Source organism: Haloarcula hispanica ATCC 33960 (assembly GCF_000223905.1).
Classification (GTDB): domain Archaea; phylum Halobacteriota; class Halobacteria; order Halobacteriales; family Haloarculaceae; genus Haloarcula; species Haloarcula hispanica.
Genome location: NC_015948.1, coordinates 2,506,298 through 2,531,393 on the forward strand (window position 1 = coordinate 2,506,298; position 25,096 = coordinate 2,531,393).

Here is a 25,096-nt window from a genome sequence, read left to right on the forward strand (position 1 = left end):
TCAACGGCAGTCTCCAACGGCCGATATGGAAATCGTACCGGACACGAGCGTGGTCATCGACGGCCGCGTGTCCGACCAAGTGAAGGCCGATGCCGACCCCGACACCGACGTCGACGGCATGGGCTTTGCCGGCGCGACGGTCGTCGTCCCCGAAGCCGTCGTCGGCGAACTCGAAGCACAGGCGAACGACGGCCGCGAGACGGGCTGGGAGGGCCTTGAAGAGCTCCAGACGCTCGTCGACCTGGCCGAGGGGGGTACTATCGACGTGGAGTACGTGGGCCGACGACCCGACGCCATCGAGAAGCGCGAGGCCGGCGAGGGGCAGATCGACGCGCTCATCCGGGACATCGCCGGTGACCGCGGTGCCACGCTCGTGACCAGCGACGACGTGCAGGCCCAGGTGGCCCGCGCGAAAGGGCTCGCAGTGGAGTTCGTCGAGCCGGTCAAGCGGACGGTCGACCGCCTGCAGATCGAGAACTTCTTCGACGAGGGGACGATGAGCGTCCACCTCAAGGTCGGCGTCCAGCCCTACGCCAAGAAGGGCTCTATCGGCGACATGCAGTACACGCCGATCCGCGACGACCCTGCAACCGAAAGTGAGCTACGGGAGTACGCCGCCGACATCGAGGAGAGCGCGCGCGCCTCGCCGGACGGCTTCCTCGAACTCGACGAGCCCGGGATGACGATCACCCAGTTCCGGGACTTCCGGATCGCCATCGCGCGGCCGCCCTTCGCCGACGCACTGGAAATCACGGCCGTCCGGCCCATCGTCAAGACCGAACTGGACGACTACGAGTACGCGGACCAGCTCCGTGACCGCTTCACCGAACACCAGCGCGGCGTCCTCATCTCCGGCTCACCCGGGGCCGGGAAATCGACGTTCGCCCAGGCGGTCGGGGAGTTCCTCGTCGACGCCGACTACGCGGTCAAGACGATGGAGAAGCCACGGGACCTCCAGGTCGGCCCGAACATCACGCAGTACACCGAACTCGGCGGCTCCATGGAGAAGACCGCCGACTCGCTGCTGATGGTCCGGCCGGACTACACCATCTACGACGAGGTTCGCAAAACGGACGACTTCGAGGTGTTCGCGGACATGCGCCTGGCCGGCGTCGGCATGGTCGGCGTCGTCCACGCGACCCGCGCCATCGACGCGCTCCAGCGGCTCATCGGCCGCGTCGAACTGGGTCTCATCCCCCAGATCGTCGACACCGTCGTCTACATCGAAGCCGGGGAAGTCGACACGGTCTACGACGTGACGACCGAAGTCAAGGTCCCGCAAGGCCTCATGGAGGAGGACCTCGCGCGACCGGTCATCATGGTCAAGGACTTCGAGACCAACCGGCCGGAGTTCGAGATCTACACCTTCAACAACCAGGTCGTCACGGTCCCGCTGGGCGACGACGAGGACGAGCAGGACTCCGGCGTCGACCGCCTCGCCAAGCAGGAGGTCGAACGCGAGATCCGGTCCATCGCCCGCGGCCACGTCGAGGTCGAACTCCGCGGTCCGAACACCGCCGTCGTCTGGGTCGAAGACGACGACATCTCGCAGGTCATCGGGAAGGGCGGCGGCCGCATCTCCGACGTGGAGAACCGCCTCGGCATCGACATCGACGTGCGGACCTTCGAGGAACGGCCGTCAGGTCCCTCCGGCGGCCCCCAGACCGAGTCAGGTGGCAAGGAGGGCGAGATCGTCCAGCCGGAAGTCACCTCCCGGCACGTCATCGTCCCGTTGGACGGCCACGCCGGCGACACGGTCGAACTGCAGGCCGACGGCGAGTACCTCTTCACCGCGACGGTCTCCCGCAGCGGCGAGATTCAGGTCTCGCGCGGGTCGGGCATCGCCGAGGAACTAGAGCGAGCGATCGACCGCGGCAGCACGATTACTGTCGTCCCGTCGTAGGGTTCGGCGAGCAGGACAGCCGCACGGGAGTTTGACCAGCGCTCTGTCGAATCGTCCAGCAGGATACGACACCGGTAACTAATCGTGTCGGATTCGACAGTCGAACTGCCGAAAACGACAGCTAAATTCCGGTGGAACACGACCGACTAGCCATGACTGACGCAGTCGTCGGGAGCTTACAGGACCAGGAGACGCTGGCCGCCCGAGTGGAGCGCGGTGACGCACCGGAGTGGGTCGGGGCCCACTGGCAGACCTTCCGCGAGGGGCTGACCGGCGAGCGGAACGGCTCCCCGTTCCCCTGTTTCTTCGGCGCGGAGTCAGTTCGAGATGGCGAGCCGCTGTACACGGCTGTCCCGTCAATGAGCGACCCGGACGCGCTGTTCGACCTTGGCCAAACGCTGCTCACGTATCTGGAGACCTATCAGGACCACAGCGAGCGGGCCTCACTGGTGACCTTCTTCCGGCCGCCTGAGCGACCGCTGACGGAGGCCGAGTACCACGACCGACTCTGGCATATCCTCCAGTTCCTCCACGTCCACGACCCGGAGCCGTGGCCCGAGGACATCCCGACCGATCCAGATGACCCGCACTGGGAGTTCTGCTTCGGGGGCGAGCCGATGTTTCCGACCTGCCGCGCGCCGTTCTACGGCACGCGAAAGAGCCGCTACTGTCCGGTCGGGCTGGAGATCACGTTCCAGCCCCGGGCGCTGTTCGAGGACCTGAACGTCACGGCCGACACCGAGGCCGGTCAGCACGCCCGCAATATCATCCAGGGACGGCTGGAGGAGTACGACGGCGTCTGTCCCCACGCCGACCTGGGCGACTGGGGCGTCGAGGGCGATCGGGAGTGGCCCCAGTACATGCTGTCGTCGGACGAGGACGCGTCGCCGGACGAGTGTCCGATAACCGTGACGCGCGAGCACCCGAAATCGAAGTGGCTCATCGGGACGCCCGCCCCGGAGCCGGCCGACTGAAATGGTCGCACTGCCCGAGACACCGGTGCTCGTGCTGGTGGATTTCCAGCAGGGGTTCGACGACCCGGCGTGGGGGACGCGGAGCAACCCCGACGCCGAGGCGAACGCGACACGCCTGCTTACCGAATGGCGAGAGCGTGGGCTTCCGGTCGTCCACGTCCGGCACAACTCGACGGAGCCGGACTCGCCGCTCCGGCACGGCGAACCGGGGTTCGCGTTCAAGCCGGAACTGGAGCCCGAACCGGGAGAAGCGACGTTTGAAAAGCGCGTCAACGGCGCGTTCGTCGACACCGGACTGGAGGCGTGGCTCCGCGAACGGGACCACGAGACGCTCGTTGTTTGTGGCCTGACGACTGACCACTGCGTGTCGACGACGACGCGGATGGCTGAAAACCGCGGGTTTGAGGTTGTCGTCCCGGGCGATGCGACGGCGACGTTCGACCGAACGCTCGACGGCGAACGCTTCGAGCCGTCGCTCGTTCACCGGACTGCGCTGGCGCAACTGCGCGGTGAGTTCGCGGAGATCGCGATGACGGACGACGTGGTCGCGTCGCTGTAACCAGCGGCTGCGTGAACGCGTCGCGAAACAGCCAAGCGAGAAGGCGTGTCAGTCCGAGACGGCGGCGTCCGCTTCCGCCGGTTGGTCGATAATCTCGTAGAGATTCTGTCGCGCGTCGGCGAAGTACACGTCTTCTTCGATGACACCGACTTCGTCGAGTCGTTCCAGAGCGTAGCGAACGGTCCGTGCCGAGAGCATCGACTCCTCGACGATGCCTTTCTGTGTCAGCGGGCCGTCGTACTCCAGAACCTTGTATACGAGCTTTGCGCTCGGCGGAAGGTCTGCGATGGCCTCCCCATCAGAGTCCGTCATTACCCGTAATCACAAGCGCCGGGCGCATAAAGATTGAGGAGTCAGTCTCACCGGCGCAAGCATTCGCGGCCGCGTCACAGTACTGAACCGCGCACCTTTTGGTTGCGGGTAGTGGAACGTGTGGTATGGCTACGGAAACGGCGGACGGAATGAGCTCCCATATGCGGGGGCTCACTGTCACGACGCTGACAGCCGTCGCTGGCATCGCCGCCGCGTTCGGTTCCAACGAGTTAGCGGCCACGCCGGACGCCCCGCAAGGGATACTTGTCCTCGCGGTCGCTATCGCAGCACAGTTCCCGATTCTGCGGGTGATCGGCATCGACACGGACGACCTCTCGGCGAAGGACGTGCTCTACATCGGCTTCATGACCTTCTCGCTGTGGTTCGTCTCGTGGGGCATTCTCCTCACGACGGGAGCGTAACGATGGCCGAGGACAGTATCGCCGTCGTCGACCTAGAGCGGTGTCAGCCCGACCGCTGTAACTACGAGTGCATGAACTACTGCCCGCCCAACCGCAGCGGGAAAGAGTGCATCGTCAAGCGGGAAGACGAGTACGAGGAGGACGAACCCTTCGAGGGCCAGCCCGACCAGGTCCGCATCTCCGAGGAGATCTGTCTGGGCGAGTCCTGCGGTATCTGCGTGAACAAGTGCCCGTTCGACGCCATCGAGATCATTAATCTCCCACAGGAGCTGACCGACGACCCGGTCCACCGCTACGGAGAGAATGCCTTCGCGCTGTACGGGCTCCCGAGCCCCGCCGAGGGCCAGGTGACGGGGATTCTCGGCCCGAACGGCATCGGGAAGACCACCGCCGTCCGCATCCTCGCCGACGAAATGCAGCCCAACCTGGGACGGTACGGCGAGGAACCGAGCTGGGACGAGATCCTCGACGAGTACCGCGGGACCGCCCTGCAGGAGTACCTCGAACAGATGCGCGACGGCGACGTGAGCGTCGCCCGCAAGCCCCAGTACGTCGACCGGATTCCGGACCAGTTCGACGGCAAAGCCATCGAACTGCTGGACCAGACCGACGAGCGGGGCGACCTCGACTACCTCATCGAGCAGACGGGTATCGAGCCGGTCGTCGACAACCACATCGACGACCTCTCCGGCGGGGAACTCCAGCGGGTCGCCCTCGTCGCCACGCTGGCGCGGGACGCCGATTTCTACTTCCTCGACGAGATCACGCCGTATCTCGACATCGGCCAGCGGATGACCGCCGCGCGGCTCATCCGGGAACTCGCCGAGGAGGAGGACCGCTCGATGCTCGTCGTCGAGCACGACCTCGCCATCCTGGATCTCCTCGCGGACAATATCAACGTCGCCTACGGGACCCCCGGCGCGTTCGGTATCATCACGCCGCCAAAATCGACGAAGAAGGGCATCAACGAGTACCTCTCGGGCTACCTCGAAAACGAGAACATGCGCATCCGCCAGACGGACATCGAGTTCGAGGAACACGCGCCACGGAGCGCTTCCACCGGCGACGTGGTCATCGAGTACCCCGAACTCCAGAAGAGCTACGGCAGCGGCGAGTTCTCGCTGGATGTCGAGGCCGGCACCATCCGCGAGAGCGAAGTACTGGGCGTCGTCGGCCCGAACGGTATCGGGAAGTCGACGTTCGCGAAGATGCTCGCCGGCCGGCTCGAACCGACTGCGGGCGAAATCGACACCAGCCTCGACATCGCCTACAAGCCCCAGTACATCGAAATCGACCAGCCGATGCGCGTCGACGCCTTCCTCGCGTCGATCACGGACGACTTCGGGAGTTCCTACTGGAACACCGAAATCGCCCAGCCGCTCCAACTGGAGTCGGTGATGGAACAGCAGCTCACCGACCTCTCCGGCGGGGAGCGCCAGCGGGTCGCAATCGCGGCCTGCCTCTCGAAGGACGCCGACCTCTACCTGCTGGACGAGCCCTCGGCCCACCTGGACGTGGAACAGCGCGTCATGGCGACCTCCGCGATCCGTCGCTACGCCGAGAACCATGACGCGACGGCGATGGTCATCGACCACGACATCTACATGATCGACCTGCTGGCCGACCGCCTGCTCGTCTTCGACGGTGAACCGGCCCGGAACGGCCACGCCGCGCCGCCACAGGGCATGCGCGAGGGGATGAACGAGTTCCTCCAGAACCTCGACATCACCTTCCGCCGTGACGAACGGACCTCCCGCCCTCGCATCAACAAACCCGACTCGCAACTGGACCGCGAACAGAAGAACGCCGGCGAGTACTACTACGCGCCGTAGGCTCAGAGCGGGAGCGAGGCTGGCGAGAGCCAGACGGCGACTGTCTCGTCATCGGAAATCTACGGGTGAAGAGACCTCAGCCGGAGTCGTTTTTGCGAGAACAGCTGTGCTCAAGCGGTTTCGTCGACGGAGGTCGATACTCGACGGTCGCGCCTGCCGAACCGCGCTCGGCGTGGCTATTGACTCCACATGTCACCCCGGGAGTTAGCTGGTGAGACTACGTCTCAGGTAGTAGTACAGCCGCTACTCGCAAAGGAGACAGGAGTAGTCCGCGGCGTTACGCCGCAGGGTCATTGCCACCGTCCGTCTCGGACCCCGCAACCGCATCGTCGAGACCGTCAGCGACTTCGGCCGGGTCGAACTCCTCGTCCGGGTCGAGTTCGCGGTCGGTTTGCTCGTCTGCCTGGGATTCGGTGATTGATTCGTCGCCGGTGACCGTCACGAAGATGTCTCGCAGTTCTGCAACGCGTTCGGGGGACTGACTCTTGCTCATCGCGTATGTGTACAAGTACCACGGAACTGTAGGCGCTATACCGAATCAGTTTGGTATGCGCTCGCAAACTACAGCACGTTTCGCTGGCAAGAGCCACACAGTGAGACTTCCTTCACGTCGACTTGTCGGACAGTGGGGGAGAAGTTCATCACGCAGCGTTTGTTGTCACAGTGCTCCAGCCCGAGGGTATGGCCGACCTCGTGGACGACCTCCTTGCGTACTCGCTGCGAGAAGATTTCGCCGGCCGAGCGGTTCGAGAACCCGCCATCGGAAGATGTCTGGAGCCGGTACGTGGAGATGACGCTGCCGGAGCCACCGAGATATGCGAGCCCAAAAACGTAGTTCCGGCGGCGGTAGAAGAGATCTTTCGGCGTGATAGCGATGTTTTTGCCGCCGGAGCCGACCCGGCGAGCCAGGTCGATGAACTCCTCTGCGCGGTACTGGTCGCGGTCCCCATCGTACGCGCCGGCGGGAATGGACTGTGGCTCGTGCATCGAGACTTCACAGTCGTAGACGGATCGAAGTCCGTCCGAGGCCTCGCGTTTGACCTGGGCCGAGACCTCGCCCACCGGCACGATGTCGACGTGCATGGGAACGCATATGCGCCCGCATCTCATAAATTGTACGACGTGACCGACACCACCGGCCCGCTTGTCGACCGACTGGCGTCTGTCGATTCCGTCGTCGAGGTCGGCATCGGAAACCACCCTGACGTAGCCGGGGCCCTGGCCGAGCGAGGCGTGGATGTGACCGCAACGGACATCGTCGAACGGGCGGTCCCCGAGGGCGTGCGGTTCGTTGTCGACGATATTCTCGACCCCGACGAGTCCGTCTATGCGGGGTGTGATATCGTGTTCGCCCGGAATTTACCGCCGGAGCTGCACCGACCGACGCTGGCCGTCGCCAACACCGTCGGGGCGGCATTCTGGTTCACGACGCTGGGCGGCGACCAGCCAACGGTCGCCGTCGAGCGGGAGCAGCTCCCGGGCGGGGAGACGCTGTACCGGGCGAAAGATAGCAAGGCGCTTGAGTGAGGACCGCCTTCGCTCGCTCATGCAAATCGACGCGGTCGTCCTCGACATCGACGGCGTGCTGGTGGACGTGGCCGACTCCTATCGTCGGGCAATCGTCGAATCTATCGACCAGGTGTACGGTGACACGATCAAGAAGGCGGCGGTCCAGCAGTTCAAGGACGCCGGCGGGTTCAACAACGACTGGGAACTGACCTACGCAGCGGCGCTGTTCGTCCTCGCCGACCGCGAGTCCGCCGTCTCCGACCTGGCGGCGTTCACCGACGCCATCGCCGAGCGCGGCGGCGGCCTCGACGCGGCCGAGGCAGTGGTTCGTGATCTGCTCGATGAATCGGCCGAGACTCGGGTTTTCGATTTCTGGGACCCCGAACGGCTCCGGGACGTGTTCCAGACGCTGTATCTCGGCACTGACCTCTATCGCGACATCGAGGGCGGGGAGCCGCCGTTCGACGCGCCGGGGTACATCCACGACGAGCCGCTGCTGGTCGACGACGAGACACTGTCGGCCCTGCAGGCCCGCTTCGCCGTCGGCGTCGTCACCGGCCGCCCGGCCGCCGAGGCCGACATTGCGCTGGAGCGCGTCGGTCTCGACCTGCCCACAGAGCACCGCTTCACCATGGATGACTGGGAGGAGGGCAAGCCCCACCCCGCCGCCCTGCGGACGCTCGCCGAGCGCTTCGACGCCGAGCGGGTCGCCTTCGTTGGAGATACCCTCGACGACGTGGCGACGGCGGTCAACGCCGACGAAGCCGACGACGACCGCGTGTACTACGGCATCGGCGTCCTGACCGGCGGGCTGACCGGCGACGCCGGCCGCCGGACGTTCGCCAACAACGGCGCAAGCGCTGTCGTCGAATCGGTCACCGACCTGCCGGAGCTTCTGGATGCGGCGTAGCCCGCGTCATCGGGTCACCGGCAGCGCCCCTCGACCGCAAACAGCAACGGTTTCACCGGCGGGACAGAGACCTCGGGTATGCGACGACTGCCGACGTTTGGCTGGGCATTCCTGGTGAGCATCTGGGCCGGGCTCGTCGGGGGCGCGGTCATCCACGAACCGTCGGTCGATTTGGTGCCGCTGTACGCCGTCACCTGCCAGTTAATCGGCCTCGTCGTGGCCTACTGGACGATGCGCGAACGCGACGACATCCTCGAATCCGTCCACCGGCCGGGCCGTGTCGGGATGTTCATCATCGTCCTCTTTTTCGTGATGGTCCCGCTCTCGACGATATTTGCTCTCTGGCTCGGGGCCACCTCGATCCCCGGCGTCGCGACACAGTGGCTCAGCTATCTGATGGGCCTCGGGAGCGCGCTGTACGTCGCCTTCGCCGGCGGGTTCGACCGGGCCTGGGAGGAGTACACCTGATACTGTCGGCTGTACGTCTGTAAAGAATTTCGCCACACAGGGTAGCGAATATCGGACACTAGGGACAGCCAACAGTATGACCGAACCTGTCACACAACGTTTATTCAGTGGTCGGCCTACGCCGTAAGTATGGACATCGCGTTGCTTGGCGGTACTGGAGACATCGGCCAAGGTCTCGCCCTCCGCTGGGCTGACGACACCAACCACACGATCATCATCGGCTCCCGGAAAGCCCAGAAGGCGGCGAACAAAGCGGAGGAGTACGAGACAGAACTGGCCAGCCGCGGCCACGACGACGTGGCAATCGCTGGCCTGGGTAACGAGGACGCCGCCGCCCGCGCCGACGTCGTCGTCGCCGCCGTCCCCGCCTACCACCTCACGGACACCATCGACGCCGTCGCCGACGAACTCGACGACACCACGCTCGTGTCCCCCGCCGTCGGGATGCAACGCGACGAGGACGGCTTCCACTACAACCGCCCCGGTGCCGGCAGCGTCACGCAACTGGCCGCCAACGCCGCCCCCGACGACACCCCCGTCGTGGGTGCCTTCCACAACCTCGCAGCCGGCCGCCTCGCCAACCTCGACGCCGATCTGGACTGGGACACCATCGTCGTCGGCGACGACACCGACGCCAAGGACACCGTCTGTGAACTCGCCGAAGGCATCGAGGGGCTGCGTGCGCTGGACGGCGGCCCGCTCGCTAACGCCGCCGAAATCGAGGGACTGACGCCGTTGCTCATCAACGTCGCCCGCCACAACGACGGTCTGCACGACCTCGGCGTGCGGTTCCAATAGTACCTTTTTACGTCACCCCCTCTCCTCGCGCGCTCGCAGAGCGCGCTGTGGGGAGCGGGTTCGCAAAAATCTACGCTAAAAACGACCTTCTCGCTCCCGCTGGTCGCGAGAAGTGAAACCGCTCGCCGCTGGCGAGCGGTATGCTTTACTGCACTCACTCGGCCACCGCAACGACGGCGCTACTGCTACTCCTGTTCCAGCGGCAGCCCTGCCCTTCCCCGACGCCAGCGACGAGACGCTGGCGCGGCCCGCGGCTGGTCGCGCAGTTGGTTATCAAATACCTCAAGATAGGCGTCAACTACTTGCGTACTCTATCCCTGATAGCAAAGAATGGAGACGGAAGACTCGCTCTCAATACTCCATGTCGACGATGACGCGGCGTTGGGAGCCCTCGTCGAAACGTATCTCGAACGAGAAGACAGCGGCCTTGACTGTACTGTCACGACGGAGACGAATCCCAAGAACGCTCTCACGATGATTCGGTCTTCGGAGACGAATTTCGACTGTGTCGTCAGCGATTACAGCATGCCGGAGATGAACGGCATCGACTTCCTCGAAGCCATCCGGGAGACCCACCAGAAACTGCCGGTGTTGCTGTTCTCCGGGGAGGAGACCGGCGACGTCGCCGCCGAGATCATCCAGGCCGGCGTCACCGACTACCTCAAGAAGTCCGTCGGGACGGACCAGTACACGTCGCTCATCCGCCGGGTCGAACACGCCGTCGACTCGGACGGCAGCTTCGAGACGGGCAGCGAAGTCAAACTCAGCGGTGTCGGCGTTATCGGCTCGGACGAACGCTTCGAGCGAGTCGACGAGACCTACGCCTCGTTTTACGGCTACGAGTCGGAGGAACTCGTCGGCAAGCACTGGTCGGAACTCCACCCGAGCAACGAGGTCCAGCACATCAGAACGCACGTCATCCCCGTCGTCCAACGCGGCGGGAAGTGGACCGGCCAGAGCAAAGGGCTGCGGGCCGACGAAACCACCTTCACCGAATCGAAGATGGTGACGGCACTCGACGGCGGCCGAATGCTCATCGCCGTCGACGAAATCGACGATTCGGGGCTGGCCGAACGGGAGTGAGCTAGCGGTCGCTATCGGCTGACGTGACGAACCGCAAAAACGACTGCGTTACGCCGAGGCCTGCTGCAGCGCGTCGTCGATGTCGTCGGCCTGCGTGACGCCGACGAAGCGCTCGACGATGCCGTCGTCGTTCTCGATGATGAGCGTCGGGAGGGAGCGCACCTGGTACTCGTTGGCAACGTCCTGTTCCTCGTCGACGTTGATCTTCTCGAACTCGACGTCCGTCCAGTCCTCCTCGAGGTCTTCGAGGATCGGGTCCTGCGTTTTGCAAGGGCCGCACCAGTCCGCGTAGAAGTCCTTCAGTGTAACCGTCATAGTACTCTGTTCGTGTTAGCCCGCGGTATCTGATAAGGGTTATCCATGTGTACCGGAGGCACGCAATCGCGGGCGACCCGAAAGGCTTAGTGTTGGTGATACACCACCCTGAAGTATGAGTGGCAGCGACGGCGGCGGACTGATGTCCAGTGCGGGACTGGTCCGATATTTCGACGCCGAAGACCAGAACACGATCCGTATCGACCCTCGAACAATCGTCGCGACCGGCGTCATGTTCGGGCTGTTGATGCTCGTGCTGAACGCGATGATCGTGTAGGCGATTCCGCACTGTTTTCCTCTCCCCGCCACTGACTCGCGGGTATGCACTTCACGCAACGCGAACAGCAGGCGCTCCGCGATGCTGGCGTTGAGCAAGCGACCATCGAAGCGGCCTCCGACGCGGTGGTCGAAGCCACCGACGACGCGGCCGGAGAACTGGAAGCCTTCTTCGACGGCCGCGAGACGGTGTACTCCGATATGGATATCGCTCACAGTTCCAGCGAGATTCAGGAACACACCGTCGAATACTGCGACCTGTTCACCCACGCCGACGATATCCGGGGATATCTGCGCTTCGACACTTGGGGCGTCCCGGTCGAGGGCGGACGCGTTCTGAGCGACGAGAAAGTAGAGCTCTCGCTGGGGCCGACAGTCCACGGACGGGTCCGCTTTGCCGCCGACGAGGACGCGCTATGACCGTCCGGGTCAGGGGCATCTACGCAACGGCGCTGACCCAGTTACTGCGCGAGGCGGACCACGAGGTCGTCCAGGCATCGGGTCCTATCGAGGACCGCTTCGACGGCGAGTTCGCCGACGAGCGGGCGGCGGTCACCGTGGTGACGACGGACGACCAGCAGGGCGTCGGCGTCGTGGGGGACCGCGACGTTGCCGAAACAGTCACCGACCGCCTGACTGAAATCGGTCGGGACACGCTCCGCTGGGACGACCCGACGCCCGAGGGCGCTATTTACGCCGGCACGGTAACGGAGACGCTGGGGAGCGGCGCTGTTGTCGACCTCGGCGACGGCGAGGGCTTTCTCCCGTACTCGTCCTCGGACGAGCGCGTCGCGACGGGCGATACCCTCCGGGTGCAGGTCGTCGAGGCGAGCGCGCCGTGGACGAACGGCCGCCCCGTGCTGGACACCACCGTCGCGGTTCGCGGGTCGCTCCTCTCGCTCGTGCGCGGCGGGACCGCCAACAGGTCGGGGACCGGCGGCCCGGCGATGCTGGACCTCATCGCCGCAGAGCCCCGGGACGGCTGGGGCGTTTCGTGGGAATCGGTGAGCGAGGACGCGAGCTTCGACGCGCTGGCTGCGGCACTCGACGCCGCCAACGACCGTTCGGCGGCCATCGATGCATCGCTCGACGGGGCCGACGCGCCCGAGGACTGCGCGCCGACCCGTTACGACGAGGGACGTTCGACGACGTGGCTGTGGTTCGGCCGCGAGAGCCGGTTCGCGCTCGACGAGGTCCGCCGCGAGGTGACGGCGACGATGCCGGGCCACCACCGCGTGAAGGCCGGGGACCGCGCGGCCAGCGCCGCTGTGGACTACGTCGAAGCGCTGTGTGATGACCCCGAAACCGGCGAGACGGACTTCCCCTTCGCCGTAACGACCCGGCAGTTCGGCCCGCAGGTCGGCGGGTCGCTGTCGCTGGGTCACGGCAAGCCCGGCGGTCGACTCATCACGCTAGGCAATGGCGAGGTCCAGTCCGTCGATGACGACGGGACGGTGACAATCGAACGCGAGATGAGCCCCGGCGGCACCTACGACGGCCTCGGTGTTCCGAAGGAGGCCGGCGATATCGCGGAGACGAAAGTCAAGGAAGGGCGCTGGTGGTATCCGACGGTGTACCGCGACAGCGACGGCGAGAAGAAGGGCACCTACGTCAACGTCTGTACACCCGTCGAGATATTCCCCGACACCGCCCGGTACGTGGACCTCCACGTCGACGTGGTGAAACACGCCGACGGCACCGTCGAGCGGGTCGACGACGACGAACTCGACGCGGCCGTCGAGCGGGGACACATCTCCGAACCGCTGGCCGAGCGCGCCCGGAGCGTCGCCGCCGCTGTCAAGAGCGCGCTGGAGTGAGTGAAGTCAGTCACGCGGCGCGGCGTCAGTCTTGCCGGCGTCGGGCGCGCCAGGCTGCCAGCCCGACCGCTGCAACCGCCGACCCGACGCCGAAGCCGGGGCCGCCGACCCCGAGGGAGGTGCCATCAGTGCTGTTAGCGCCGCCGCCCTCGTCGCCTGTGGCCGACGGGTCCGCTGTCGGCGTCCGTATCCGCGGGTCCGGGAACGTGTACAGCCCGGGCTGGACCTCGGTCCCCTGGCTCGCGTTCGTGCTCCCGGCGACGAAACAGCCGGCGGCGCGCTGGGCGGTCCAGAACGAGGTCGTTTCAGTGTCGCGCCACTCGAACGCGAGTTCAGGCGCGGTCGGGTCCGTCAGGTCGTGGACCCGGACCCCGCCGTTGTACCACGCCGAGTAACAGCGGTTGTCGGTCAGTTCGAAGTTGTGTGCCGTCGTAAGGATGCCACCCGGCGATGGGTCCGAGGTCGGCGGCGGGTCGAGCGTCGACAGTAGTTCGGCGTCGGTCGGGTCGCTGATGTCGTACAGGTCGATGCCGCTGGGGCCGCCGCTGTCGTCGTCCGCGAGGTCCCATGATTCGCCGCCGACGCCCAGCAGCGACGCGTCCTCATTGACCGTCACGAAGTGGTCGTTGCCCGGCGGTTCGCTCCGCTCGGTCCCGGGGTCCTCGATGGCGGCGAGGTCTTCGGGGGAGCGCCCGCGGACCTTCGCCACCAGCGAGATATCACTCGGGTCTGATACGTCGACGACCCACGTCCCGCCGTCCCAGTACGCCAAGTAGGCCCGGTCGTCCTCCACCCAGACATCGTGCAGCGGCCAGAGACTCGTCGGCACGTCGGTCCAGGCGTCGCCGGCATCAAGCAGCGACCACTCGCCGACTTCCTCTTCGGCTTCGATATCGGCCACGAGCAAGGGGTTGCCGTCGCGGTCGTTCGCGGTCAGATAGGCGTAGCGGCCGTCAAAGTGACAGTTGTGGACCCGTGTGTCCAGTTCGAGGCCCGCGATTCGCTCCGGAGCCTGCCGGTCGCTCACGTCGAAGACGACGAAACCGTGAGCGCCGTCGGCGGGGTGAGCGGGACCGGCGGCCAGCAGCCGTGAGCCGCTGACAGCGAGGTCCTGTACACGCTGTATTGGCCCGTCATCGCTCTCGGCCAGCAGGTCGGTCCGTCGGCTGAGCAGTCGCGGACTGGTCGGCGTGACGAGGTCGACGAGCGCGATGCCGTCCCCCGTCGCGACGTAGGCCGTGTGTCCGTCGAGGCTGGTAACGACCTCGTACACCGTCTCCATCTCTAGCACGCCCAGCGGGTCCTCGCCAGTCGGGGTGTCGGAGGCCGCTGGCTCGGCTGTCCCATCTCCGGTCGGCATCGGATGGCCGCGGGTCGTCCCCGTAGCGAGGCCGACACCTGTGCCTGCGAGGGCGAGTCGTCGGAGGACCGTCCGGCGGCGCATAGCCGTCCATGCGGGAGCCAGGGCAAGAAGGATTCCGGTGAGGGGTCAGTTCCCCTGAATCGCGTCGATAACCATCGCCGCGGCAATGATCGGCTCCTTCGGAACCGTGCTGGCGTCGTCGATAGTAATCTCGTAGCGGTCTTTCAGCGAGAACTGCCCGTCGATGTTGCCGACGTGGTTGCCGTCCTGATCGCTGATCTCGTACTTGTGGGGAATCCAGCCGCCGAACGGGACGACGTTTCGGGCGATGGTCACGAGCGCGCCCTGTGAGGTGATCTCGGCGATCTTCGCCTCGGTACTGGCGTCCCGAATCTTCCACGTATCTTGGAAGATGGAGTAGTCGTTGTCGAGGATGACGATGTCTTCGCCGGTCTTGGAATCGGTCAGGACGTAGTTGCCGGCCACGTCGATGATGCCGCCGGCCTTGACCTGGAACACCTCGTTGTCGTTTGCGTCGACGAACGGGAACTCCTCTTTCATCTTCATCATCTTCTGTTTCCCGCGGAGGACGACGTTCCCGGCGGCGTCCATGGCTTTGTACTTGTTGCGGACCAGACTCTGTTCGACTGTGTAGCTGTCGTCGGAGAGGTCGATCCCCTTGATGTCGTAGTCGCTCGTTCCCATACCAATCTCATATTCGATATTCGTGGTAAATCTTTCGACGTACTGTTCAAAATAAAAACAGTCACGCGCCTGAAGTCGTCCGCCGAGGCCCGAACCGACAGGGTTTCCCCCCTGCCGGCCAAGTAAAATCCAAGATGAGCAAGGATATAATCGAGGTCCGGGGGGCCGAGGAACACAACCTCAAGGACGTCGACGTGGAGATCCCCCGCGAGGAACTGACAGTCGTCACCGGGCTGTCGGGGTCGGGCAAATCCTCGCTCGCATTCGAGACGGTATACGCCGAGGGCCAGCGGCGCTACATCGAATCGCTCTCCGCCTACGCACGGAACTTCCTGGGGCAGATGGACAAGCCACAGGTCGAGAACGTCGAGGGCCTGTCACCGGCCATCTCTATCGACCAGAAGAACGCGGCCAACAACCCCCGTTCGACGGTTGGGACCGTCACCGAACTGCACGACTACCTCCGCTTGCTGTACGCGCGCGTCGGGACGCCCCACTGTCCGGAGTGTGGCCGCGAGGTCGGGGAACAATCCGCCCAGAACATGGTCTCCCGTCTTCTCGAACTCCCCGAGGGGACCCGCGCCAAGCTGTGTGCGCCGGTCGTCCGCGACCAGAAGGGAGCCTTCGAGGACCTGTTCGACGACCTCGTGAGCGAGGGGTACAGCCGCGTCGAGGTCGACGGCGAAGAGTTCGACCTCACGATGGACCGCCCCCACCTGGACGAGAACTACGACCACACCGTCGACGTGGTCGTGGACCGCGTGAAGATCTCGCCGGATGCCCGCTCGCGCATCACGGACTCCGTCGAGACGGCACTCGACGAGGCCGACGGGACGCTGAAGGTCATCCTTCCGGACCCGGCGGAGGGTGCAGCCGAGACGCTGGGCGGGTCGGATGCCAGGGCGACCGGCGACCTCGCCGACGGAGACGAAGCGGACGACGGAGCCGCCGCGGGCCGCCTCGTTGTCGAACTCTCCGAGGATCTGGCCTGTACCCACTGCGGCATCGACATCTCCGAAATCGAGACGCGGTCGTTCTCGTTCAACTCACCCCATGGAGCCTGTCCGGAGTGTGAGGGGCTGGGCGAGACCAAGGAGGTCAGCGAGGACCTCGTCGTCACCGACCCGACGAAGCCGCTCAAGCACGTCTTCGAGCCCTGGAGCTACGACCGGACGTACTACTCGCGGCAACTGGACAACGTCGCCGAGCACTTCGGCGTGGAACTCTCGACACCCTTCGAGGAACTCGACGAATCCATCCAGCGGCAGTTCCTCTACGGGACCGACAGCCGTGTCCACTTCGAGTGGCGGACCAAGAACGGCACCCGAGAGAAGACCGAGCGCTTCGAGGGCGTCATCCCGAACCTGGAGCGGCGACACGTCGAGACAGACTCGGACCGCGCTCGCGAGCACATCGAGGAGTTCATGGCGACCACGACGTGCCCGGCCTGTGAAGGGACGCGGCTCAAAGCCGAATCGCGGGCGGTGCTCGTCGACGGCACCTCGATCACCGAGGTAAACGAGATGTCCATCAGCGACGCGCTGGCCCACTTCGAGGGGATGGAGGAGCACCTCTCGTCCCGGGACCGGAAAATCGCCGAGGAGATTCTGAAGGAGATTCGCGCCCGCCTCGGCTTCATGACCGAGGTGGGTCTGGACTACCTGACGCTGGACCGCGAGGCCTCGACGCTCTCTGGTGGTGAGAGTCAACGCATCCGGCTGGCCACCCAGATCGGCAGCGGCCTCGTCGGCGTCCTCTACGTCCTTGACGAACCCTCCATCGGCCTCCACCAGCGGGACAACGACCGCCTGCTGAACACGCTGGAGGAACTGCGGGACCTCGGGAACACGCTGCTGGTCGTCGAACACGACACCGAGACGATGCGCCGGGCCGACCAGATAATCGACATGGGTCCCGGCCCGGGCAAGCGCGGCGGCGAGGTCGTCGTCAACGGCCCGATGGAGGAGGTCATCGACACTGAGGCGTCGGTGACCGGGGAGTACCTCTCGGGCGAGCGGACGATTCCGGTGCCCGACAGCCGCCGCGAGGCCGACGGCGAACTCACGGTTCGGGGCGCTCGCCAGCACAACCTCGCCGACCTCGACGTGTCCATCCCGCTCGGGACGTTCACTGCCATCACGGGCGTCTCGGGGTCGGGCAAGTCCACGCTGATGCACGACGTGCTGTACAAAGGGCTGGTCCGTCGGATGAACGACACCGACGTGAACCCCGGCGAGCACGACGCCATCGACGGCCTCGACAACGTCGAGACGGTGCGGCTCATCGACCAGTCGCCCATCGGCCGCACGCCGCGGTCCAACCCGGCGACCTACACCAACGTCTTCGATCACATTCGCGAGCTGTTCGCCGAAACGAACCTGGCGAAACAGCGCGGCTACGAGAAGGGCCGGTTCTCGTTCAACGTCAAGGGCGGCCGCTGTGAGGGGTGTGGCGGCCAGGGGACGGTCACCATCGACATGAACTTCCTCTCGGACGTGACGGTCCCCTGCGAGGAGTGTGGCGGCGCGCGGTACAACGACGAGACGCTGGACGTGACCTACAAGGGCGCGACCATCGCCGACGTGCTCGATATGACCGTCGAGGAGGCCTACGACTTCTTCGAGAGCCACGGCGGCATTCGCCGCCGGCTGGAGCTCCTGAAGGACGTGGGCCTGGACTACATGCGCCTGGGCCAGCCATCGACCACCCTCTCGGGCGGGGAGGCCCAGCGGGTGAAACTCGCCGAGGAACTCGGCAAGAAGGATTCGGGCGAAACGCTGTACCTGCTGGACGAGCCCACGACCGGGCTCCACCCCGAGGACGAGCGCAAACTCATCGACGTGCTCCACCGGCTCACCGACGACGGCAACACCGTGGTCGTCATCGAGCACGAGCTCGACCTGGTGAAAAACGCCGACCACATCATCGACCTCGGGCCGGAGGGCGGCGAGAACGGCGGCGAACTCGTCGCCGAGGGCACCCCGGAGGACGTGGCCCGGGCCGACGCGTCCTACACCGGGCAGTACCTCCGTGACCTGCTGCCGAACGTCGACCTAGAGGGGCCGCGAGCAGACCGCGAGCTATCGGCCGAACAGCCGGCTGCGGACGACGACTGAGGAAGTCGGTATGCTGAAAGCAGGCAATAGCTGAAACGGCCACCAACGTTTTTGACAGTAGGGAAACCTGATATAGCCAGCTATGGCGCAGTCGACAGCGGACCGCATCGAGCGGAAACGGGGTATCGGTGGGCTGGCGAAGCAAGCGAACCCGGCCTTTGCCGTGGGCGCAGTCGCAGTCCCGCTCATTGCGTTTGCGGGGGCCGTCGCCAGCGGCAACATCCGGGCGCTAACCTACGTACATGTGATGGCTGGGGTGCTGTGGACCGGCATCGACCTGTTCATGGGGCTCGTGTTGGGGCCGGTGCTCGGCGGCCAGGAACCAGAGGCGCGGGCCGACTTCTTCGCCTCGTTCACGCCCAAGATGACGTTCCTGATGCCGTCGCTGGCGACGGTGACTATCAGCGGCGGCATCCTGCTGGCGCTCCGCCTCGGGAAGTTCCCCAACGCCGACCCGTGGCTGGCGATTCTGACCGCCGCGACGCTGCTTCCGGTCGTTCTCCTCATCGGCTACCAGTTCGACGCGCTGACCGACCCGAAGACGCTGGGCGTCCTCGGCGTCGCCGTCGTTGGTTCCGGCGCGTATCTCGCGGCCACGCTGCCGGCCTTCGCGATGACCTCGTGGTGGATCGTCGCCACGCTCGGTATCGTGACGCTGCTGTCCGTGCAGGGCTTCGGGGTCATCCTGCCCGGCGAGGTCCGCATCTACCGGCAGGTCGTCTCAGAGAACCCGGACGTGGACCTGGTCTCCGAGATCGGGATGCGAAACGCCAGGCTCGGGGGCCTGCAGGGGCTGCTGCAACTGGCAATCGTGTTCGTGATGGTCGGCCTGCGCTGGTGGACGCCGTAGTCTGTGGGTACCGCCCATCGGGGGCGACAGGAACAGTCATCCTTACCACATACGCTCTCGTGTCGGCAGAACAACTACAATCTAGCCGGAGTTAGCACACGTCGTATGTCCGACCCTGAAAGCGGTGCGACGGACCCCGAAACGGTACTGGAGGAACTCGCCAGACTCCCGACGCTGGCCCATCCGACGGCGTCCCCCAACGGCGACGAAGTGGCCTTCTACTACGACGTGAGCGGGCGCAACGAGCTTCACGTCCTTGACGTCGAGAGCGGCACCCACGAGCAGTGGAGCGACGGCGAAGTTCCCCGGAACGCCCGCTGGCACGTCGAGTGGGGAGCCGACGGGGAGCGGGTGTTCTTCCACCTCGACGACGACGGCAACGAACAGAACGACGTGTACGCCATCGAGCGCGACGGGTCGGTCGAGGCAGTCGTCGAGATGGACGGGCAGGTGGTGATACAGGACGTCGGCAGGGACGGTGAGGCCCTGCTGGTCGGGTCGACACGCGACGGCCAGATGAACCTCTACAGCCACGACCTCGGGAGCGGCGAGACGGCGAAGCTGACCGATTACGACCGCGCGGTTCACACGGGCATCCTCTCACCCGACGGCTCGCAGCTGGCATACACGACCAACGAGACCGACGACTTCGACAACATGGACGTGTACGTCAGCGACGCGGACGGGTCGGACCCGGAGAACCTGGATATCGGCATCACTGGCGCGGAAGCCGCCCCAGCCGACTGGGGACCCGACGGCGACCGCCTGCTGGTCGTGGACAACAGCGAGGACCTGTCCCGGAGCGGTGTCTACGACCTGGCGACGGACGAGGTAACGTGGTTCGGCGGCGAGTACGAGGAGGAGCCACAGGCGCTCCTGCCCGACGGCGAGCGGTTCTTGGCCGTTCGGACCCGCGAGGCCACGAAGGTGCCCGTCGTGTACGCCATCGAATCCGGCGAGGAGCGCGAACTCGACCTGCCAGAGGGCGTCGCCTCCTTCGGCATGATGGGCGGCGACCCGGTGCTTTCCGGGGACCGCCTGCTGGCGCTACACACGACGCCGACGCGCCGCCCCGAACTGCTCGCCTACGACCTCGACACCGACGAGACGGAGGCGCTGGTCGAAGCCGAGTACGGCCCGTTCTCACCTGACGACTTCGCCGACGCGGAGTACTTCACCATCGAGTCCGACGGCGTGCCAGAGACGCGGCAGGCCGCCGTCGAGTACGACTCCTACGACACGCTGGAGATCGGCTGTCTGCTGTACGATTCCGGCGAGCGGCCGTCGCCGCTCATCGTCAATCCTCACGGCGGCCCGCGCGGGATGGACAGCAAGTCTTTCGACCTCTACACGCAGTTCCTCGTCCACCGGGGCTTCTCGGTGTTGCAGGTGAACTACCGGGGCTCGACCGGCCACGGCCGCGAGTTCATCCGCGAACTGTACGACGACTGGGGCGGGGCCGAGCAGGGCGACGTGGCCTCGGCCGCCGAGCACGTCCTCGCGACGTGTGAGTGGGTAGACGAGGACCGCATCGTCGTCTTCGGCGGCTCCTACGGCGGCTACTCGGCGTACTGGCAAATGGTCCAGTACCCTGACCTGTACGACGCCGGCGTCGCCTGGATCGGCCTCACGGACCTCGAAGACCAGTACGAGAACACGATGCCACACTACCGGACTGAGCTCATGGAGAAGAACATGGGCACCCCGGCGGAGAACCCGGAGCTGTACGAGGAGCGGTCGCCCATCACCCACGCCGATAACCTCGACGCCCCGCTGTTCATCGTCCACGGCGTCAACGACCGTCGAGTCCCCGTCTCGCAGGCCCGCCTGTTCCGCGACGCGCTCGAAGTCGCCGGCTACACCGAGGGACCGGACGGCGATTTCGAGTATCGGGAACTCGGCGAGGAGGGCCACGCCTCCTCCGACATCGAGCAGAAAACGCGGCTGTTCCGCCTGCTCGATGGCTTCCTCGACCGCCGGATCGGGACCGAAACGGTCGCCGCCGACGACTAAGCTCGGCGGCTGCTTCGCCGCGCTGTACGTCTTCGCGTTGACGCGGTCGGTCAGTCGCTGATACCGCCAGTGTTCTTGGCTCGGGCGTCGTACAGTCGGCCATGCACACCGCCTACGCTGCGCTCGGTGACCGCGTCCTCGTCGGCGACGGCCACAGCGGCTGGGACGACGGCCTCATCGGTCACGACATCGAGTGCGTCGCTGCAGAAGCGGCGGAACCGGACCGTGCCTTCGTGGGCACCGTAGACGCTGGTCTCCAGCGGACGACCGATGGCGGAGCGACGTGGGAGTCGGCCCTTGACGCCGGGGACCGCGTGACGAGCGTCACAGTCAGCCCACACGATGCCGACGTGGTGTGGGCCGGAACGGAGCCGAGCGCGGTCTATCAGTCGACCGACGGTGGAGAGACGTGGACTGAGAAACCCGGGCTGACGGAACTGGACTCGGCTTCGCGGTGGTCGTTCCCGCCGCGGCCCGACACCCACCATGTCCGGTGGATCGCCCTCGCACCGGACGACCCGGAACAGGTGTACGCCGCCATCGAGGCCGGCGCGTTCGTCCGCAGTCCCGACGGCGGCGGGAGGTGGGTCGACCACCCCGAGGGCGCGCGGCGGGACAACCACACGCTGGCGACTCATCCCGATGCCCCGGACCGGGTGTACACCGCCGCCGGCGACGGCTACGCGCTGTCGACGGACCGCGGGACGACGTGGACGCACCCACAGGAGGGGCTGGGCCATCGGTACGTGTGGGGGCTGGCCGTCCATCCTGACGATCCGGACTGCATCGTCGTCTCGGCCGCCAGCGGCCCCCGGTCGGCCCACAGCACCAGCGGCGAGAGCTACGTCTACCGGTGGGACGGCGACCGGTGGAGACAGTCGATGGACGGTCTACCGGGGCCGGCGGGACTGGCCCGGCCGATTCTCACCGCCGACCCGGACGACGGCTTCCTCGCGCTGACGAACCACGGCCTGTTCCAGTCAAAGCGCGGGGAGACGTGGACTCGGGAGGGTCCCGACGGCGTGGGCTGGCCGGTCGAGTACGACCAGGTCCCGAGCGGACTGGCCGTCGTGTGAGGGGCGGCCGAGCAAGTGGTCGGCATCAGAGTCCGTCCGCAGCTACGCCAGTCGGACCAAAACGGCACCGAGACCACTCGTCACGGCCGTCGAAACGGTCGCAAGCAGGAGAATCTTCGCCGCTTTTCGCCGGTCGGCGCGAACAGCCTCGCTTGCGTCGACGCGCCCGCTTTCCCCGCCCGACCCGGAGAGGTCGTAGCGGGCGAGTGCCCCGAAGGCGACGCAGAACCGGAAGTAATCCTGCAGCGCGCCGACGTACCCGCCGAAGACGAAGGGGACGGTCGCCCACAGCGACAGGTCGGGTATCGCGCCGAGGGTGGCGGCGAGGGCGATACCGATGGCGACTGCAAACGAAGCAATGGCCGACAGTCGGCGGGCACGGCGCTGGTTCGCCCCGATGTTGCAGACGCCGGGCTGGTACTCTGCCATGGGCGGTGACAGGGGCTACACCGACAAATACGCCCTGCTTCGGCTGGTGACGCGACGGCCGTTTCGGCGGTTGGCCGAGCAACAGGCCCATTCTCGGGTCCCTGCGACGGATAGCTAACCCAGCGGTCGTCCCGAAAACAGGTACAACAGTCCGTCTGAATCGAGAAGCTATTTGGTTCGTGACACCGAGAGAACGTGTATGCACGATGTTGTGGTGGTCGGCGCGGGTCCGGCTGGGTCCCGGTACGCGCGTCAGGCGGCGAGCCGGGGGCTCGACGTGGTGGTGTTCGAACAGGGGGAGATCGGCAAGCCGCTGGCCTGCTCGGGCCATGTGAGTACAGATATCTGGGAGTTCACCGAGGACGCCCGCGACGAACTGTTCCAAAACGAGATCTCCGGCGCGCGGTTCCACACCGGCGGCCCCGGGAGCCAAGACCACCCATTCTACAAGGATGAGGTCATCTCGAACGTCATCGACCGCGTCGGCCTGGACAAGCACCTCGCAGGGTTGGCCCGCGACGCCGGTGCGGACGTTCGAGAAGCACACTCCGTCGTCGGGGTCACCGAGGACAGGGACGGCGTCACCGTGGAGGTCCGCGGCGACGACGGCGTCGAGGCGCACCGAGCGAAAATGGTTGCCGGCTGTGACGGCCCGAAGAGCCGCGTCCGGCGGGAACTCGACCTCCCGGAGCCCGACGAACTGCTCCACGGCGTGCTCGGGTTCAGCGACGAGGTGGACCACACCGACTTCGTCGACGTTCACCTCACAGTCCCGCGCTTTTTCGCCTGGCGCATCCCGCGGGGCGAGGCCGGCGTCGAGTACGGGCTGGCTGTGCCGCCGGGCGACGACGCCCGCGGGCGCTTCGAGGAATTCGTCGACGGCTACGGCGTCGAAACCGACCACCGCTGTTCCGGACTTATCCCCATCGGCCCGCCGAAGCGGGTCACCGGCCGGCGGTCGTTCCTCGTCGGCGACGCCGCCGCCCAGACCAAACCCTTCACCGGCGGCGGTATCCGCTACGGCATGACCGCGGCCGACCACGCGGCCCGGGAAATCGACTCGGAGGACCCGGCGACGCTGGGCGAGTACGAGCGTGCGTGGCGCGACGACCTCCGGCAGGAAATCCGTCTGGGCCACGCGGTCCGGGCGGGCTACTCCGCGCCGGAGCCGATACAGAAAGCCGGGATGAAGGCCTTCGAGGGCGAGATCGGCGTCCACATGGACCGGCCGACGACGCTGTTCTCACGGGAGCAGTTGGCGGCGCTGTTCTCCCGGTCCTAACGGACCTGTTACTCGCCTGGCGTGTGCAGATAACGTTTTTACCGACCGATAGAAAAGGTCGGGCGTGGTAACACGCCGACGAACCTACGTCCTCGCGGGCCTGCTCGTTCTCACCGGCTGTCTGACGACAGTCCTTCTCGCGCGAGTGCTATCGACGATATTCTTCGCAATCACAGTCGCATACGTCCTGTTCCCCGTCTCGAAGTGGCTCGGGCGCCACGGGCTCAACAAGCGACTGTCGGCGGCCGTGACGACTGGTATCGCCTTCGTCAGCGGCACACTCATCGTCGTCCCGCTCGGGGCCGTGCTGTATCTCCGCCGTCGTGACCTGTTTTCGTTCTTCCAGCAACTCCCACCGATGGTGACCATCGATGTCGGCGGGTTTAGCTACCCGGTCGAGATCGCGCCGACGTTGCTATCAGCGCGACGGATACTCACGGATTTCGCAGTCGACCTCGCGGCAGAATCGCCCGTCCTGGCGCTGAAAGCCGTCCTGTTTACGATTCTCGTCTACGCGATGCTGTGGCGGCCACAGGCGCCCAAAAAGGCCGCCTATCGGACGGTGCCGGCGTCGTATCACGAGGTCGTCAACCGACTCCATCAGCGACTCCGGGGGACGCTGTACGCGATTTACGTTCTCCAGGCGGCGACGGCGTTCGGGACCTTCGTCGTGGCGTGGGTCGTGTTCTGGCTGCTGGGCTATCAGGGCGCGTTCGCACTGGCGGTGGTCGCCGGCATCCTGCAGTTCGTCCCCGTCATCGGCCCCAGCGTCGTCGTCCTTACCATCGCTGTCGCGGACCTCATCAATGGAAACATCACCGGTGCGATACTGGTGACCGTGTTCGGCCTCGTCTTCGTCGGCTTCCTCCCCGACGCAGTCATCAGGCCGAAACTCGCCCGCTACACGACCGGCCTCCCGGCCAGCCTCTACTTCGTCGGGTTCACCGGCGGCGTGCTGACGCTGGGCGTCATCGGCTTTATCGCCGGGCCAGTCGTCATCGCGCTGTTGGTCGAACTGTCGTCGCTGTTGACGAACGAGCGGCAGGGAGACCAGCAGCAACTGAGCTGAGCCAGCAGTCGGTAT

The 25,096-nt window shown here is 65.8% G+C and carries 26 protein-coding genes; 19 read left to right on the plus strand and 7 right to left on the minus strand.

Annotated elements, in window-relative coordinates; translation table 11 throughout:
* The first annotated feature begins 25 nt into the window (after positions 1–25).
* The 3 genes from HAH_RS12570 (at position 26) to HAH_RS12580 (ending at position 3,436) form a co-directional block, all read left to right on the plus strand.
* A complete protein-coding gene (locus HAH_RS12570) occupies positions 26–1,903 on the plus strand; it encodes a PINc/VapC family ATPase (protein WP_014041263.1) in 1,878 nt (625 codons plus the stop codon).
* 152 nt (positions 1,904–2,055) lie between these two features.
* Complete coding sequence (locus HAH_RS12575; RefSeq protein ID WP_014041264.1) at positions 2,056–2,877, plus strand: YqcI/YcgG family protein; 822 nt, start codon at positions 2,056–2,058, stop codon at positions 2,875–2,877.
* 1 nt (position 2,878) lies between these two features.
* Positions 2,879–3,436, plus strand: coding sequence for a cysteine hydrolase family protein (locus tag HAH_RS12580; RefSeq protein ID WP_014041265.1), 558 nt, complete (start codon positions 2,879–2,881; stop codon positions 3,434–3,436).
* 48 nt (positions 3,437–3,484) lie between these two features.
* On the opposite strand, the gene HAH_RS12585 is transcribed toward HAH_RS12580, so the two are convergent.
* Positions 3,485–3,748 carry a winged helix-turn-helix domain-containing protein gene (locus HAH_RS12585; RefSeq protein ID WP_004514919.1) on the minus strand — a complete coding sequence of 88 codons (264 nt, stop codon included), beginning with the start codon at positions 3,746–3,748 and terminating at the stop codon, positions 3,485–3,487.
* Positions 3,749–3,873: 125 nt separating this feature from the next.
* On the opposite strand from HAH_RS12585, the gene HAH_RS12590 reads away from it, so the two are divergent.
* A complete protein-coding gene (locus HAH_RS12590; protein ID WP_023843411.1) occupies positions 3,874–4,170 on the plus strand; it encodes an EMC6-like membrane protein in 297 nt (98 codons plus the stop codon).
* A 2-nt stretch (positions 4,171–4,172) separates the two neighbouring features.
* Positions 4,173–6,002: a ribosome biogenesis/translation initiation ATPase RLI gene (locus HAH_RS12595; protein WP_014041266.1), complete on the plus strand. Its 1,830-nt coding sequence runs from the start codon at positions 4,173–4,175 to the stop codon at positions 6,000–6,002.
* Positions 6,003–6,279: 277 nt separating this feature from the next.
* Here HAH_RS12595 and HAH_RS12600 read toward each other — a convergent pair whose 3' ends face one another.
* Both HAH_RS12600 and HAH_RS12605 read right to left on the minus strand, forming a co-directional pair.
* Positions 6,280–6,495, minus strand: coding sequence for a hypothetical protein (locus HAH_RS12600; RefSeq protein WP_014041267.1), 216 nt, complete (start codon positions 6,493–6,495; stop codon positions 6,280–6,282).
* Positions 6,496–6,563: 68 nt separating this feature from the next.
* Positions 6,564–7,085, minus strand: coding sequence for an archaemetzincin family Zn-dependent metalloprotease (locus tag HAH_RS12605; protein WP_004514915.1), 522 nt, complete (start codon positions 7,083–7,085; stop codon positions 6,564–6,566).
* 30 nt (positions 7,086–7,115) lie between these two features.
* On the opposite strand from HAH_RS12605, the gene HAH_RS12610 reads away from it, so the two are divergent.
* The 5 genes from HAH_RS12610 (at position 7,116) to HAH_RS12630 (ending at position 10,770) form a co-directional block, all read left to right on the plus strand.
* The gene (locus HAH_RS12610; RefSeq protein WP_014041268.1) at positions 7,116–7,529 is read left to right on the plus strand and encodes a UPF0146 family protein; all 414 of its coding nucleotides are present in this window, start codon (positions 7,116–7,118) and stop codon (positions 7,527–7,529) included.
* 19 nt (positions 7,530–7,548) lie between these two features.
* Positions 7,549–8,421, plus strand: coding sequence for a TIGR01548 family HAD-type hydrolase (locus HAH_RS12615; protein WP_014041269.1), 873 nt, complete (start codon positions 7,549–7,551; stop codon positions 8,419–8,421).
* 78 nt (positions 8,422–8,499) lie between these two features.
* The gene (locus tag HAH_RS12620; RefSeq protein WP_014041270.1) at positions 8,500–8,889 is read left to right on the plus strand and encodes a hypothetical protein; all 390 of its coding nucleotides are present in this window, start codon (positions 8,500–8,502) and stop codon (positions 8,887–8,889) included.
* A 129-nt stretch (positions 8,890–9,018) separates the two neighbouring features.
* Positions 9,019–9,687, plus strand: a complete 669-nt coding sequence (npdG, locus tag HAH_RS12625; RefSeq protein ID WP_014041271.1) for an NADPH-dependent F420 reductase — start codon at positions 9,019–9,021, stop codon at positions 9,685–9,687.
* A 330-nt stretch (positions 9,688–10,017) separates the two neighbouring features.
* Positions 10,018–10,770 (plus strand): response regulator, encoded by a 753-nt coding sequence (locus tag HAH_RS12630; RefSeq protein WP_014041272.1) that lies wholly within the window; start codon positions 10,018–10,020, stop codon positions 10,768–10,770.
* Positions 10,771–10,818: 48 nt separating this feature from the next.
* Here the strand turns inward: HAH_RS12630 and HAH_RS12635 are convergent, their stop codons facing one another.
* On the minus strand, positions 10,819–11,085 hold the full coding sequence (locus tag HAH_RS12635; RefSeq protein WP_008307970.1) for a thioredoxin family protein: 267 nt from the start codon (positions 11,083–11,085) through the stop codon (positions 10,819–10,821).
* 115 nt (positions 11,086–11,200) lie between these two features.
* On the opposite strand from HAH_RS12635, the gene HAH_RS12640 reads away from it, so the two are divergent.
* From HAH_RS12640 to HAH_RS12650, 3 genes are read left to right on the plus strand one after another with little or no spacing between them, the layout of a single operon-like run.
* A complete protein-coding gene (locus tag HAH_RS12640) occupies positions 11,201–11,362 on the plus strand; it encodes a preprotein translocase subunit Sec61beta (RefSeq protein ID WP_004514908.1) in 162 nt (53 codons plus the stop codon).
* Positions 11,363–11,406: 44 nt separating this feature from the next.
* Positions 11,407–11,781 carry a DUF7532 family protein gene (locus HAH_RS12645; RefSeq protein WP_014041273.1) on the plus strand — a complete coding sequence of 125 codons (375 nt, stop codon included), beginning with the start codon at positions 11,407–11,409 and terminating at the stop codon, positions 11,779–11,781.
* Positions 11,778–13,178, plus strand: coding sequence for a DUF402 domain-containing protein (locus HAH_RS12650; protein ID WP_014041274.1), 1,401 nt, complete (start codon positions 11,778–11,780; stop codon positions 13,176–13,178). The genes HAH_RS12645 and HAH_RS12650 overlap by 4 nt, the downstream gene beginning before the upstream one ends.
* Before the next feature lie 25 nt (positions 13,179–13,203).
* Here the strand turns inward: HAH_RS12650 and HAH_RS12655 are convergent, their stop codons facing one another.
* Both HAH_RS12655 and HAH_RS12660 read right to left on the minus strand, forming a co-directional pair.
* Entirely contained in the window at positions 13,204–14,622 is a 1,419-nt protein-coding gene (locus tag HAH_RS12655) for an LVIVD repeat-containing protein (protein WP_014041275.1), read from the minus strand.
* 45 nt (positions 14,623–14,667) lie between these two features.
* Positions 14,668–15,246: an LURP-one-related/scramblase family protein gene (locus tag HAH_RS12660; protein ID WP_014041276.1), complete on the minus strand. Its 579-nt coding sequence runs from the start codon at positions 15,244–15,246 to the stop codon at positions 14,668–14,670.
* 134 nt (positions 15,247–15,380) lie between these two features.
* On the opposite strand from HAH_RS12660, the gene uvrA reads away from it, so the two are divergent.
* The 4 genes from uvrA to HAH_RS12680 all read left to right on the plus strand — a co-directional run bounded on the left by uvrA (position 15,381) and on the right by HAH_RS12680 (position 22,301).
* Positions 15,381–18,362, plus strand: a complete 2,982-nt coding sequence (gene uvrA, locus HAH_RS12665; protein WP_014041277.1) for an excinuclease ABC subunit UvrA — start codon at positions 15,381–15,383, stop codon at positions 18,360–18,362.
* An 82-nt stretch (positions 18,363–18,444) separates the two neighbouring features.
* The gene (locus HAH_RS12670) at positions 18,445–19,212 is read left to right on the plus strand and encodes a hypothetical protein (protein WP_014041278.1); all 768 of its coding nucleotides are present in this window, start codon (positions 18,445–18,447) and stop codon (positions 19,210–19,212) included.
* A 105-nt stretch (positions 19,213–19,317) separates the two neighbouring features.
* Positions 19,318–21,225 (plus strand): S9 family peptidase, encoded by a 1,908-nt coding sequence (locus tag HAH_RS12675; protein WP_014041279.1) that lies wholly within the window; start codon positions 19,318–19,320, stop codon positions 21,223–21,225.
* Between the two features lie 101 nt (positions 21,226–21,326).
* Positions 21,327–22,301 (plus strand): beta propeller repeat protein, encoded by a 975-nt coding sequence (locus HAH_RS12680; protein WP_014041280.1) that lies wholly within the window; start codon positions 21,327–21,329, stop codon positions 22,299–22,301.
* Between the two features lie 42 nt (positions 22,302–22,343).
* Here HAH_RS12680 and HAH_RS12685 read toward each other — a convergent pair whose 3' ends face one another.
* Positions 22,344–22,730: a hypothetical protein gene (locus HAH_RS12685; RefSeq protein ID WP_014041281.1), complete on the minus strand. Its 387-nt coding sequence runs from the start codon at positions 22,728–22,730 to the stop codon at positions 22,344–22,346.
* A 199-nt stretch (positions 22,731–22,929) separates the two neighbouring features.
* Here HAH_RS12685 and HAH_RS12690 point away from each other — a divergent pair, with 199 nt between their 5' ends.
* Together HAH_RS12690 and HAH_RS12695 are read left to right on the plus strand one after the other, a co-directional pair.
* Complete coding sequence (locus tag HAH_RS12690) at positions 22,930–24,012, plus strand: geranylgeranyl reductase family protein (protein WP_014041282.1); 1,083 nt, start codon at positions 22,930–22,932, stop codon at positions 24,010–24,012.
* A 64-nt stretch (positions 24,013–24,076) separates the two neighbouring features.
* Positions 24,077–25,081: an AI-2E family transporter gene (locus HAH_RS12695; RefSeq protein WP_014041283.1), complete on the plus strand. Its 1,005-nt coding sequence runs from the start codon at positions 24,077–24,079 to the stop codon at positions 25,079–25,081.
* Positions 25,082–25,096: the final 15 nt, after the last annotated feature.